We start from the raw sequence: 13905 nt of genomic DNA, 5'->3' as shown, positions 1-13905 counted from the left end.
CCCGTTGCAGCGAGGGGAGAGAGTGAGCCGGGCTCAGAGTTCGACGAGCACCTTGCCGCGGTTGGCCGCCCGGTCGCCGTAGAGGCTGCCGTAGGCGGCGGGGATGGTGTCGAAGCCGTGGTGCAGGGTGTGGTCGCAGACGACCTCGCCGCGCCGGACCCGGCCGCCCAGCTCGGTGTGGAGGTCCTGCCAGTTGCGTTCGGTGAACCATTCCAGGGAGAAGATGCCGCGGACCGTGGCGCGCGGGAACATCAGATAGGGCAGGAGCCGGGGGCCGGTGTCCTCGTTGCCGACCTGGGTCGCCCACTGCCAGCACACCGCCACCTGGCTGCCGATGTTGAGCAGGGAGAACACCGCGTCGGTGACCGTGCCGCCGAGGTTGTCGAAGTACCGGTCGACCCCGTCGGGTGCCGCCCGGGCCAGCGCCTCGCGCACGGTGTCCGCGCCGTCCCCGTGGCGGTAGACGATCACCGCGTCGAACCCGAGCCCGGTGAGGTAGTCCGCCTTCTCCGGGGACGAGGTGGTGCCGATCACCCGGGCGCCGGCGAGCGACGCGAGCTGGCCGACGAGGGCGCCCACCGCACCGGAGGCCCCGCTGACCACGAGCGTCTCGCCGGGACTGATCGTCATGTACTTGGAGAGGGTCCCCCACGCGGTCATGCCCGGGCCACCCATCACACTGAGGGCGGTCGACAGCGGCAGGGCGTCGTCGTACCACCGGGGGTCGAGTCTGCGGTACGCCGGGAAGACCATGGGGAACGTGCCGGTCTGCCAGAGCTCGGGGACGCCGGTCGAGATCACATGCGTACGCCAGCCGCCGAAGCCCTGGACGAGGTCGCCGACGCGGTGGGCGGCGCGCGGTCCGGCCTCCACCACCTCCATGATCGAGTCGGCGCCCATGTGCCGGCCGATGGGGGTGTCGAGGGCGATGCCCTGGAGGTAGGGGTCGACGGAGACGTACAGGGTGCGCAGCAGCATCTCGTCGGGGGCCAGCGAGACGTCTACGTGCTCGACGACCTTCTCGTAGACACGGTCCACGTCGGGCACGCCCTCCATGTGCTCCCGGACCACCCATTTCGCGATCTTCATGGTTTCGTCTCCTTCGGTGCGGTGGGGCGGACGGGCACGGGGATCACCCGGTGGGTCGGTGGGGGTTCGGTGAGGTCGATCGACGCGGTGAAGGGCTTGTTGTCGTCGCGGCAGACGAACTGCATGACGTGGCGTCCTGCGGCGGCGGCCCGGATGAGGCCGCCGGTGGTGGCCCAGACGCCGGACTGGTAGAAGTCGCGCAGTCCGGGGAGGCCGGGGCCGTGCTTCTTGATCAGCTCTTCGAGCTTCTCGCCGCTCTCCACGAAGGGCTGCCAGCCGAGCACGGTCCCGTCGTAGTTGCCGGTGTACCGGACCTGGGTGAGGGGGCTGGAGACGTCCCGGACGACGATCGCGTCCCGCAGTCCGGGGTGGCGCTGTTCCAGGAAGCCGACGAGCGCCTCGCGTGCCCGCCGTTTCGCCGCGTAGTAACCGCGCCCGTGGCGTACGGGCAACGTGTGCAGCTCCTGGCCACCGCGGGTGCGGGTGACCTGTTCGGGCCCCTCGTCCAGGGCGCGCCAGGGGGCGATGTCGCAGAAGTAGGTGGCGTAGACGACGGTGGTGCCGTCCGGGGACAGCTCGGGGTAATGGCGGCTGCGGAACTGGACGTTGATGCTGGGATGCCGGATCCCGGTCAGCTCGGCCGCCAGGGTCTCGTCGATGAGGTGCGTCGTGCAGGGGTCGCCCTCGGGGAAGGGCCGGGAGAGGCCGAGGAAGAGGGTGAAGTAGCCGGGGAAGACCATGCCGGGTTCGTGGATGGTCTCGGTGTAGAGCTTGCGGTAGTCCTCGCCCAGGTAGGCGCCCTTCAGGAACTTCATCGTGGTGGTGTAGCCGTCGCAGGCCGAGACGACGATGTCGGCGCGGAGTTCGCCGCCGTCACTGAGCCGGACGCCGACCGCCCGGTCGTCCTCGACGATCACCGACTCGACCTTCGTGTTGTACGAGATCTCGCCGCCGAGCCGCCGGTAGCGGGCCTCGATCGATTCGGCGAGACCGAGGGAGCCGCCCTCGGGGACGCCGGCGGAGAGGTTGGCGTGCGAGGCGAGCTGGAAGTGGAACGGGAGGACGGGGAAGGCCGGGTGCTTCTCGTACAGGATGAAGTTGAAGGCCTCCCGCAGGAGGGGGTCCTTGAACTTGGCGGAGAAGTCGGTCATCAGGACGGTGATCGTGGTCCGTACGGCGTTGAAGTACGGAAGGAACGAGGCGAGCATCCGCCAGCGCTCCCGGCGCCCCATCAGGCCGACGGGCTTGAGGAAGGGGTAGACCGCCAACGCCTTGCGGAAGCTGCGCAGTTGCCCGCAGAACTTCCGTACGAGGCGGGCGTCGGCCGGTGAGATGGCGATGAGGTGGGCTTCGAGACGGTCCGGGTCGGAGTAGAAGTGGACGGCCCGGCCGTCGGTGCCGCGCACGATGTTGAAGACGTCGAAGTGGCGGATCTCCTTGCCCTGGAGGGCGCCGAGCTCCAGCCAGATCCGGTGCATCTCGTTGCCGGGGCCGCTGCCGAGGAGCCAGCTGACGCAGGCGTCCAGGGTGAAGCCGCCGCGCTCCCAGGCGGTGCAGCAGCCGCCGGGGATCTCGTGCATCTCCAGGATGCGGGTGCGGTAGCCGTTCATCCGGGCGTAGCAGCCGGTGGAGAGGCCGCCCAGCCCGGCCCCGATGATGATCATCGTCTCGCGGTGGCGCGCGGTGGCCGGCCGGGTGTTCCTGCGGATTCCGCTCATGAGCCCTCGCTCTCCCGCGCCGACCACCGGTCGAGCTGCGGCAGGTGCCCCAGCTTCCCGGGGTGCCACGGTTCGTCGCCCTTGCTCTCCCAGGCCCGGAATTCCAGGCCGAGTTCGCGGCAGAGGTACTGGACGGCGAAGCGGCCGGTGGAGGCGGCGCGGATCAGGCCGCCCATGCCGACCCACTGGCCGGCCATGGAGAAGCCGCTCAGTCCGGGCAGCCGCATGCGGTCCTTGCCGACCAGGCGCGCGGCGACGTCGTCGGCGTCGGAGAAGGCCTTCCAGGCGAGGATGGAGCCACCCAGGTTGCCGGTGTAGCGGTGGGTCGTCGCGGGTGTGGCGACCTCGACCATCTCGATGCGGTCGGCGATACCGGGGGTGCGGCGCTCCAGGAAGTCCCGGACGAAGTCGGCGACTTCGCGTTTGCGGCGGCGGTAGTCCTTGCGGTTTCCGGTGCGCAGATCCTTCCAGTGGGCGTAGTCGCTGAAGTAGGTGCAGTGCAGGACGGAGCAGCCGGGTGGTGCGAACCCTCCCGAGTAGCGGGAGCGGGCCTGGACGACGAGGCTGTCCTGCAGTGCGCCGGGGAGGTGGTCCGCGTCGTCCGGGCCGAGGAGGTGGGTGGTGCTGTGCGCCTCATCGGGGCCGAGGTCGCCGCGCAGGCCGACGAAGGCGGAGACGACGGCGGGGAAGAGGGTGCCGGGCCGGTGGAGGAGGTCGGTGTAGAGCCTGTCGATGCGGGGGCCGGTGTAGCGGCCGCCCAGGAGTCCGTAGACGGTGGTGTGCCCGTCGCAGGCGGAGACCACGTGTTCGGCGAAGTACCGCCTTCCGCCGCGTAGTTCGATACCGATCGCCCGGTCGTTCTCGACCAGGATCCGTTCGGTGCGGGCCCGGTAGGTGATCGTACCGCCCAGGTTCCTGTAGCGCTCCTCGATCGAGCGGGCGAGGCCGAGCGAACCGCCTTGCGGGAAGCCCGCGTTGCCGTGGTGGGCAGCGGCCATGTTGAAGAGGTAGGGCAGCAGCGGGAAGCCTCCCGGGTCCTGGAAGAAGATGTTGCGGAACGCCTTGCGGAGCAAGGGGTCCTGGAACCGGTCGGCGAAGGCGTGCATCGGCGTCGCCGCGGTCCGCCAGAACAGCCGGAAGGCGGGGAGTACGGTGCGCAGGGTCTCGGCCCGTTCCCGTACGGTCCGCAGGGCGGGCGCGGTCAGGAACGGGTACAGCTCGATGTCGATGAAGCGCCGCAGATCCCGGGTGAAGGCCCGGATGAGCGGGGCGTCGGCGGGTGAGAGGTCCAGGAGGTGGGCCTCCAGGCGGTCGGGGTCGTTGTAGAACGTGACCGACCGGCCGTGTTCGTCCTCGACCTTGTTGAACAGCTCGAAGTTGGTGACGGACTTGCCGTCCAGCGCCCCGAGTTCGGCCCAGACCTGGTGGGCGTCGTTGCCCGGGGCGGTACCGATGAGCCATTCGATGCAGTAGTCGAAGAGGTAGCCGTCCCGCGACCAGGCGGTGCAGCAGCCGCCCGGAAGGACGTGCTTCTCGAAGACGCGGGTCCTGGCGCCGCTCATCTGCGCGTAGCAGCCGGTGGAGAGGCCGGCCACACCCGCGCCGACGACGATGACACGGGGCGGGGTGCCGGGCGTGCGTTCCCTGGTCGTCCAGTCGGAGGAGTCGCGGGACTGCGTGGGATCGGCACTGCTGTCATCCGCCACGAGGCACCTCCCCCGCGATGACCGAGCGCACCAACTGGGCGTTGCGGGGCAGGTGTTTGGCGTCGAGCATGTCGGCGTGGACGCCGGAGCCGCGCAGGACCGCGGTGGCGCCGGTGGAGCTGCCATGCCAGGTGCCGTGCTCCCCGGCGGCATAGAGGGCGGCCTTCTCCTCGTCGGTGATGACGGTGACCGTCGCGGCGACCGTGCCGGTGTTGGGGGTGCGCCCGCAGAACGCGAGGTACTCGGCGGCGTGGGCGAGGGTTTCGTGGGTGACGGCGTCGGAGCCGGTGTGTTTGCGTACGTGGTCGGTGAGTTCGGCCTCGAAGGCGGCGATGCCGGAGGCGTCCGGTTCGTAGGCGGTGAGGATGCGGCGGGAGTCGAGGATGACGACGTGGGCGACGCGGCGACCGCGCCGCTCCAGCGCCTTGGCCGTCTCGAAGGCGAGGTTGCCGCCGAGGGAGTAGCCGAGGAGCAGGCAGGGCCCTTCGGGCTGGTCGGCCTCGATCAGGTCGGCGTACCGGGCGATCTTGTCGTCGCCGGGGAGGTAGTTGAAGCCGATGACGCGGTGGTCGGGGAGCTGGGCGGCGAGGCCCCGGTAGACGAGCCCATGGCCGCCGGCGGGCGGGAAGCAGAAGAGAACGGGGTGCTGTCCGGCGTTGAAGGTCAGGCTGGGCAGCTCCTCGGCGCTCGCCCCGAGCAGGACGTCCTGCACCGTGGCGGCCATGCCGTGCAGGGTGGTGACCTGGTAGAGCCTGCTGACGGGGACGCCGATGCCGAACTCGGTGCGCAGGTGGTGGAGAAGCTCGATGAGCTTGATCGAGCTGCCGCCGAGTTCGAAGAAGTCGTCCTCCAGGCCGACCTGTTCTCGCCCCAGGAGCTTCTTCCAGTGCCGGGCGACGCTCACCTCGTACAGCGTCACGGGCTCCTCGTGCGGCCGGTCGCCCGCCTCGGCCCGCGGGGCGGGCAGTGCGGCCGTGTCGACCTTGCCGTTGGCGGTGAGCGGCAGGGCGGGCAGCTCGGTGAAGTGGGACGGGATCATGTACGAGGGCAGTGAGCGGGCCAGATGGCGGCGCAGCGCCCGGACGTCGAGGGCCGCGCCGGCCTCCGGTACGCAGTAGGCGCAGAGTGCCGGGTCTCCCCCGGTGTCGGTGCGTACGGTGACGACGGCCCGGGCGAGCGGGGGCCACTGGGCGAGGTGCGCCTCGATCTCGCCGATCTCGATGCGGTGGCCGCGCAGTTTGATCTGTCCGTCGCTCCGGCCGAGCAGATGGACCCGGCCGTGCGCGTCCCAGCGCGCGAGGTCGCCGGTGCGGTAGAGCCGTTCGGCGCGGGCGTCGGCGGCCCTGGAGAGCGTACGGGTGACGAAGCGCTCGCCGGTCTGCTCGGGGTCCCCGGCGTAGCCGAGGGCGACGCCGTCGCCGCCGATCCAGAGTTCGCCGGGGACACCGGGCGGGACGGGTTCGCCGTGGGCGTCGAGCACGTGAAGGGTGCTGTTGGGGAGGGGACGGCCGATCGGGACCATCGCGCCGGGTTCCAGGTCGTCGACAGGTCCCTCGAAGTACGCGCTGTCGACGGTGGCTTCGGTGAGGCCGTAGGAGTTGACGAGGCGGGTTCCGGGTCCGCACAGCTCGGCCAGCCTGCGGTACTCCCCCACGCTCCAGGCGTCCGAGCCGACGACCAGCAGCCGCAGGAAGTCCAGCCGCAGTCCTTCCCGTGCGCAGTGGTCCATCAGTCCGCGTACCACGGCGGGGACGAACTCCGCGCAGTCAACGCGTTCCTGACGCATCGTGCGGTAAAGCCGGGTGGTGTCGAAGAGGAGGTCGCGGTCGGCCAGGACGAGTCTGCCACCCGAGCACAGGGCGCGCACCAGGTCGCCGGTGAACACGTCGAAGGAGGGTTCGGCCATCTGGAGGTGGGTCGTCACGTCGGTGTCCAGCCGGTACGCCTGCCGCCATGCGGCCTGGGCGGAGGCGAGGTTGCGGTGGCTGACGCGGACGGCCTTGGGGCGTCCGGTGGAGCCGGAGGTGGTGATGACGTAGGCGGGTGAGTCCGGGGCGACCTGGGCGGCCGGCCCGTCCGGGTGCGGTTCGGTGCGGGCGAGCGCGGCGAGGGTGAGTGTCGGGACGGTCAGCGCGTCGGTCTCCCCCGGCGCCCCGGGGCCGGCGTCGTCGGCGACGAGGACGAGCTCCGCTCCCGTGGCGGATACGAGGTTCGCGAGCCGGTCCGCGGGCTGATCGGGCCGGAGCGGGAGGTAGGCGGCACCGGCCTTGAGTACGGCGAGCAGGGCGACGATCAGCTCGGGCGACTTCTCCAGGCGGAGCACGACCACGGAGCCTTCGCCGATCCCGAGCTTCCGCAGGCGCGCTGCGGTGTCGGCGGCCCGCCGTTCCAGTTCCGCGTAGGTCAGCCGGTGTGCCTCGCCGTGCGGGGTGGGGGTGGTGACGGCGACGGCCGTGGGGTGTTCGGCGGCGGCGCGGGCGATCAGCGCGTGGACCGGGGTGAACGGCTCGTCGTCCCGGTGGCCGGTGGACGGCAGGGCCGGGCGGCTCCACTCCCCCACGAGCCTCTCCCGCTCCCGGTCGCCGAGCATCGCCAGCCGGGAGGCGGGCTGTTCGCCCGGGGCGCGGGTCATCCGGTCGAGGAGCCGGGTGTAGTGGGTGGCCATGCGGCGCACGGTCTCGGGGAGGAAGAGGTCGGTGTTGTACTTGAACACGCAGTGGAACCGGCCCTCCGTCTCGTCCTCGTAGGCCGACAGGGTTATGTCGAACTGCCCTTCCTCCTCCGGCAGTTCGATGTACTCCAGGCGGTAGCCGTACTGCTCCGTGGCCACCTTGTGGGTGAGGAGGATGAACATCGCCTGGAAGACGGCGGAGCGGCTGGGGTCGTGCTGGAGGCCCAGTTCCTCGACGAGGAGGACGAAGGGGTACTCCTGGTTGTCCAGGCCGCCGAGCACGGTCCGGCGGACCTGTTGCAGCAGTTCGGCGACGGTCGGGTCGTCGGACAGGTCGGCGTGCAGGGGCAGCGGGTTGACGAAGTAGCCGTAGACGGAGGCGAAGTCCTGCCGGGTACGGCCGGTCACCGGGCTGCCGACGACGATGTGGTCCTGCCCGGAGTAGCGGTGCAGCAGGAGGTAGTAGGCGCTGAGCAGCACCATGAACGGGGTGACACCGTGCGTCCGGGCCAGGGCGTGGACGCGGGCGCTCAGCGCGTCGTCGAGGACGAAGAACTCCGAGGCCCCGTTGTGGGTCTGGACCGCCGGGCGCGGCCTGTCGACGGGGAGGTCCAGGAGCGGGACCTCGGCCGGCAGATGGGACCGCCAGTAGTCGAGCATGCCCGCGGCCTCGGGGCCGGCCAGGAAGGCGTTCTGCTGGTTGAGGAAGTCGAGGTAGCGGGCCTCGACCGGCGGGAGCCGGTGCTCCTGGTTGCGGCGCAACGCCTCGTAGATGGCGAGGAGTTCCTCGATGAAGGTGAAGGTGGAGATGGCGTCGGAGACGATGTGGTGGACGGCCTTCATGATGATCCAGCGGTCCGGCCCACGTTGGAAGAGGCGGAAGCGGATCAGCGGGTCGTGGGCGAGGTCGTAGGGCTTGCGGTACTCCTCGACGATCGTGGCGTGGATGGACTCCCAGTCCTCGCCCCGGACGTCGAAGAGGGCGAGGTCGGTCCTGGCGTCCTCGGAGACCCGCTGCACGGCCTGCCCGTCCGTCAGGAGGAAGTTGGTGCGCAGGGCGGGGTGGCGGGCGATGAGCCGGCGGACGGCCTCGAACATCAGGTCCGGTTCGAGGGCGACGTTCACCTCGACGGCCCCGCCGATGTTGTACGCGTACCCGTCGGGGTTGAGGTGCTTGAGGAACCAGAGCGCCTTCTGGTTCTGGGTCAGGGGGTACTGCCGCTCGTCGCTGTGGAGTGGGACCGTGTCCGCCGCTCCTGTGGGATCTTCCGCCGAGGCCAGGGCGGTGAGGCCGTCGTGGAGCCGGCCGGCGAGTTCCCCGGCCGGGGTTCCGCTGAGCAGGGCGACCACGGGGAGGGCGACGCCGAGCTCGGCGTGGATCCGGGCCCGTAGCTCCATGGCGAGGAGCGAGTCGAGGCCGAGTTCGCCGAGGCCGGCGGCGGGATCGATGCGGTCGGCGCCGGTACGCAGCACGGCGGCGGCCAGGGCGGCGAACCGCTCGGCGACGAGGGCGTGTCGGGCTTCCTCACCGGCGGTGCGGAAGGTGTCGAGGAACCCGTGGCCCGAGGTGGTGTCCGTGGGCGGGGCGGCGGCTGCCGCGAGGTCGGCGACCAGCGGCGGCGGGGAGGGGTACCAGGCGAGGAAGACCGGCCAGTCGACGACGGTGGCGACGACGAGCTGGGCGTGGTCCTGGCCGATGACGCGTTCCAGGACGGCCATGCCCGTGTCCGGGGAGAGCGAGCTCATGCCCCGGCTCTGCAAGTAATGCCCGACCAGGCCGAGTTCCTCGATCATGCCGGTGGCCCAGGGGCCCCAGTCCAGGCTGAGCGCGGGCAGCCCCTGGGCGCGGCGGTGGTGGGCGAGGGCGTCCAGGAAGGCGTTCCCGGCGGCGTAGTTGGTCTGGCCCGCCGTGGTCAGCAGAGAGGCGATCGAGGCGAACAGCACGAAGTGGTCGAGGGGTTCGTCCCGCAGGTGCCGGTGCAGGAGGTGGGCGCCGACGGTCTTGGGGTCGTGGACGGCGTCGAAGGCGGCCCGGTCGAGGTCGGCGACGAGCGTGTCGCGGACCTGGCCGGCGAGATGGAACACGCCGCGTACGGGCGGCGCGCCGCTGCGCCGGTGGGCGTCGAGCCAGCCGGTCAGGGCGTCCTCGTCGGTGATGTCGAAGGTCGCCGGGACCGGGTGCGCGCCGAGCGCTTCAAGTTCGCGGAGCAGGGCGACAGCCCGGCCCTCGGGGGTGCCGGGGTCGGTTCCGGCCCACTTCTCCCGGGGCGGTACGGGGGTGCGCCCGACCAGCACGATCCGGCGGGCGCCCCGGCGTACGAGCGTGCGGCACAGCAGCCGGCCGAGCGCGCCGAACGCCCCGGTGACCAGGTAGCTTCCGTCGGCGCGCAGGCGCAGTGGCAGGGGCCGGGTCAGGCTTTCGGCGGGGCGGAGGCGGCCGGTGCGGCGGGCGCCGTCGCGCAGAGCGATCTCCGCTTCGTCGTCGCTGAGCGCTTCGGCCAGGAGTGCCGCGGCCTCGGCCCGGTCGCCGTCGGGGCCGGGCTGTCGCCGGGGGTCGAGGTCGATGAGTTTGCCGGGGTGCTCGGTCAGTTCCTGGTGGCGCAGGACGCGGCCGATGCCCCAGGCGGGTGCTCCGAGGGGTTCGGGGGCTTCGCCGGGCCGGGCGGGCTGGGCCCCGCGGGTGACGATGTGCAGGCGACCTGCTTCGCCCCGGGCGGACAGCAACCGGGCCAGTGCGACCAGGGAGTAGGCGCCCGCGCCGGTGTGATCACGGAGGGTCGTCCCGTCGCAGGCGGCGAGGGCGGGGGCGTCGAGGTTCCACAGGTGCAGGACGGTTCCCCGGAAGGGCCCGCCGTCGCGGTCGAGGTCGGCGAAGAGGCGCCGCAGGTCGGCGTCGGACACGGGGTCGACGGTGTAGGTGCGGCCGTCGGCGGAGGCCGTGTACGCCGCGCCCCGGCGCACCAGGCGGCAGCGTTCGCCCCGGGCCTCGGCCAGGGAGGCGAAGGCGTCCGCGAGGCCTCCGGGGTCGACGAGGAGCAGCCAGCTCACGTCCCGGGGCGGGGCTCCGGCGGCCTCGGCCGGCAGTGGCGGGCAGTCGGCCCAGACGGGTTCGGCGAGCCAGGAGTCGATCGTGGTGCGGGCGACGGCGGTGGCGGCCTTCTCGACGTCGGCGGCGCGGAAGCCCTCGATGCGGCCGAGGGGTGTGCCGTCGTCGGCGTACAGGGCGATGTTGCCGAGGGTGGTGTCCGCGTCGGCGGGCAGCAGGGTGGCGTGGGCCCAGAACGGCTGGTCGCCGATGGGTTCGAGGGCGACCTCGTCCAGGGAGAGCGGCAGCCTGATCCCGGTGGCCGGATCAGGGCCCTCCGGGGTCACCGGGATCAGCGGTGTCAGGAGCGTCTGGAAGCAGGCGTCGAGCAGGACGGGGTGGAGGTGGTGGCCGGCGGCGTCGCCGCCGACCGCCCGGGGCGGGCGGATCCGGGCGAGGACCTCGTCGGCGCCGATCCAGACTTCCTCCATGGCCTGGAAGGCGGGGCCGTAGTGGTAGCCGAGGGCGGCCAGCGCGGTGTAGCAGTCGGGCCCTTCGAGGTGGCGGTGGGATCTGGCCCGGATCGCGGAGGCGTCGAGCGGCGGAGCGGTGCGGCGGCGCTGGCCGGTGCGGACGATGCCGCTCGCGTGGACGGCCCGTTCGCCGTCCTCCCCGGTCGGGGAGGCGATGGTGAAGGCGGCGTTCTCCAGGGAGAGCGACACCTCCACGGTGCGGTCCTCGCCGTCGGGCAGGAAGAGCGCCTTGCGCAGGTCGATGTCGGCGAGGACGGCGGTGGTGGAGCCGGTGAGGCGCAGGACGGCCTGGGCCGCCATCTCCAGGTAGCCGGCGGCGGGGAAGACCACGGTGTCCTGGATGCGGTGGTCGGCGAGGTAGGGCAGGGCCTCGGTGTCCGGGCGGGCCTGCCAGGTGGGTTCGGTGGCATCCGTGCGGCGGCCGAGGAGCGGGTGGTCGTGGTGGCCGAGCCGGACCTGGGCGACCGGGCGGGGCTCGGTCCAGTGGCGGTCGCGCCGGAAGGGGTGGCGGGGCAGGGTGACGGGCCGGCCGGTGGGCTGGAGCAGGTCCCAGTCGATGGGGACGCCGAGGGTGTGGAGCGTGCCGAGGGAGGCGGCGAAGCGCTCGGTCTCGTCCTCCCGGCGGCGGATCGAGGGCAGGGTGAGCGCGGACCTCCCGCCCGCGTCGAGGCATTCGCGGATCGCGTGGCCGAGGACCGGGTGCGGGCCGATCTCCAGGAAGACGCGGTGGCCGTCGTCGGCGATGCGGTCGACGGCCGCCCGGAAGCGGACCCGGTCGCGGACGTTCTTCCACCAGTAGGCGGCGTCGAGTTCCTCGCCCCGGGCGGTCCCTTCGGCCCCGGTGAGATACAGCGGCACCTGGGCGGGCTGTGGCTCCAAGGGGGCCAGTTCTGCCAGCAGTTCTTCCTTGATGTGTTCCATGCCGACGCTGTGGTAGGGCACTTCGACGGTGAGGAACTTCGCGAACTGCTGCTCGGCCCGCAGCTCTTCGGCCAGCAGGGTCAGCGCCGCTGTGTCCCCGGCCAGGGTGATCGCGGTGGGACTGTTCACGGCGGCGATGGAGACCCGGTCGCGGTAGGGCCGCACCCGGCGCTCCGCCTCGTCCTCGGACAGGCTGACGGCGAGCATGGTGCCCGTGCCGGCCAGGGTCTGCTGGAGACGGCTGCGGTGCACCACGATCCTGGCCGCGTCCCGCAGGGAGTAGACACCCGCAGCGTGGAACGCGGCGATCTCGCCGGTGCTGTGGCCGACCACGGCGTCGGGGCGCACCCCGTGGGACTGCCACAGGGCGGCCAGGCCGACCTGTACGGCGAAGTTCGCGGGCTGGGCGAGCCAGGTCTCGCTCATCCGGGAGACGGATTCCTCGGCGGTCAGCTCTTCGACGAGGGACCAGTCGGCGAACTCCCGCAGCGCGCGGTCGCAGGCGGTCACGGCGTCGCGGAAGACCGGTTCCTCTTCGAGTAGTTGGCGGCCCATGCCCCACCACTGCGGGCCCATGCCGGTGAAGACCCAGACCAGCCCCCGGTCGGCGGCGTCCCGCGCCCGGCCGTGGACGACCCGGGGGTGCGGCTCGCCGCGCTCGTGGGCGGCCAGGGCCTCGTCGAGGGAGGCGCGGGAGGTGTGGACGACGGCCAGCCGTTCGGGCAGGTGCTGGCGGCGGTGGGCCAGGGTGTGGCCGAGGTCGTCGAGGGCCACGGCCGGGCCGTTGTCGCCCGCCAGCTCGGACCGGATCCCGGCCGCCATCTCCGGCAGGGCGTCCGGGCGGCGGGCGCTGAGCGGCAGGATGCTCCAGTGCCGCCCGGTGGACGCGGCGTTCCCGGGGGCCGGTGGCACCTGCGGTGGGGACTCCTCCAGGACGACATGGGCGTTGGTGCCGCCGAACCCGAAGGAGTTCACCCCGGCGCGGGCGGGCCCTTCGTGGGCGGGCCAGTCGGTGGGCCGGGTGGGGATCTCGTACGGCAGGGCCGCCGGGTCGATCGCGGGGTTGAGGTTCTCCAGGTTGATGTGGGGCGGGATCGTGCGGTGCTCGATGCTCAGCACAGTCTTGATCAGCCCGGCGATCCCGGCGGCGGATTCGGTGTGGCCGATGTTCGTCTTGACCGAGCCCACGTAGGCGCGGGCGCCCGGGGCCCGTCCGACGGCGAGCGCTCGGGCCAGGGCGTTCGCCTCGATCGGGTCGCCGACCGGGGTCGAGGTGCCGTGCGCCTCCATGTACTGGAGGTCGCCGGGGGTGATGCCCGCCTCGGCGCAGACCCGGCGGATGAGGTCGACCTGGGCGTCGGGGTTGGGCACGGTGATGCCGTTGGTGTGGCCGTCCTGGTTGACGCCGCTGGCCAGGATCACCGCGTGGATCCGGTCCCCGTCCCGTACCGCGTCGTCCAGCCGCTTCAGCGCGACCAGGCCGACGCCTTCGGCCCGTACGTAACCGTCGGCGGCGGCGTCGAACGTACGGGAGCGGCCCTCGGGTGACAGGAAACCGCCCTTCGTCTCGGCGACGGTGTACTGCGGGGCCATGTGCAGCAGGGTGCCGCCGGCCAGCGCGAGGTCGGTCTCCCCGTTGTGCAGCGCCTGGCACGCGAGGTGGACGGCGACCAGGGAGGAACTGCACGCGGTATCGACGGACAGGCTCGGGCCGCGGAAGTCGAAGCAGTACGAGATGCGGTTCGAGACCATCGTCATCATGGTCCCGGTCGCGGTGTGGGCTGCCAGCGAGGTGAAGCCCAGGTCGGCGAATTGCAGGATCTTGTAGTCCAGGGTGAACGCGCCGACGTAGACGGCGACGTTGCCCCCGGCGAGGTCCGCGGGACGCTGGCCGCCGTCCTCCAGCGCCTCCCAGGCCACTTCGAGCAGCTTGCGCTGCTGCGGGTCCATGTGGTCGGCCTCGCGGGGGCTGATACCGAAGAACGCGGGGTCGAACTCGTCGAAGCCGTCGATGTATCCGCCGCGGCCGCCGACGAGGCGCCCGGGTTTGTCGCGGAACCGGCTGCCGAGGGTGCGGACGTCGTACCGGTCGGGCGGGGTGGGGGTGATGCAGTCCTTGCCCGCCACCAGGTTCCGCCAGAACGTGCGGTGGTCCGAGGCGCCGCCGGGCAGGCGGCAGCCCATCCCGATGATCGCCACCTTGTTCCGTAACGCCCGGCTGTTCGCGTCGGCCATTCGAACT

Annotated in this window: 4 protein-coding genes; all 4 read right to left on the bottom strand. The window is 72.0% G+C overall.

The features are described 5' to 3' along the window. Window positions 1–33: 33 nt before the first annotated feature. The 4 genes from WQO_RS31205 to WQO_RS31190 are packed head-to-tail and all read right to left on the bottom strand — an operon-like array spanning window position 34 to window position 13898. Entirely contained in the window at window positions 34–1089 is a 1056-nt protein-coding gene (locus WQO_RS31205) for an MDR family NADP-dependent oxidoreductase (protein WP_058954165.1), read from the bottom strand. Further along, window positions 1086–2807 carry a phytoene desaturase family protein gene (locus tag WQO_RS31200; RefSeq protein ID WP_010064654.1) on the bottom strand — a complete coding sequence of 574 codons (1722 nt, stop codon included), beginning with the start codon at window positions 2805–2807 and terminating at the stop codon, window positions 1086–1088. The genes WQO_RS31205 and WQO_RS31200 overlap by 4 nt, the downstream gene beginning before the upstream one ends. Then, entirely contained in the window at window positions 2804–4513 is a 1710-nt protein-coding gene (locus WQO_RS31195) for a phytoene desaturase family protein (protein ID WP_010064655.1), read from the bottom strand. Before WQO_RS31195 ends, WQO_RS31200 begins: the two co-directional genes overlap by 4 nt. After that, on the bottom strand, window positions 4503–13898 hold the full coding sequence (locus WQO_RS31190; protein WP_058954164.1) for a non-ribosomal peptide synthetase/type I polyketide synthase: 9396 nt from the start codon (window positions 13896–13898) through the stop codon (window positions 4503–4505). Before WQO_RS31190 ends, WQO_RS31195 begins: the two co-directional genes overlap by 11 nt. Window positions 13899–13905: the final 7 nt, after the last annotated feature.

Source organism: Streptomyces globisporus C-1027, assembly GCF_000261345.2.
Taxonomy (GTDB): domain Bacteria; phylum Actinomycetota; class Actinomycetes; order Streptomycetales; family Streptomycetaceae; genus Streptomyces; species Streptomyces pakalii.
The sequence above is the reverse complement of the archived record's forward strand: the minus strand, read 5'-3'. Positions and strand labels throughout refer to the sequence as shown.

Coding starts and splice junctions, on each gene's coding strand:
- WQO_RS31200 (WP_010064654.1), bottom strand. CDS start 2,807: ATGAGCGGAATCCGCAGGAACACCCGGCCGGCCACCGCGCGCCACCGC.
- WQO_RS31190 (WP_058954164.1), bottom strand. CDS start 13,898: ATGGCCGACGCGAACAGCCGGGCGTTACGGAACAAGGTGGCGATCATC.
- WQO_RS31205 (WP_058954165.1), bottom strand. CDS start 1,089: ATGAAGATCGCGAAATGGGTGGTCCGGGAGCACATGGAGGGCGTGCCC.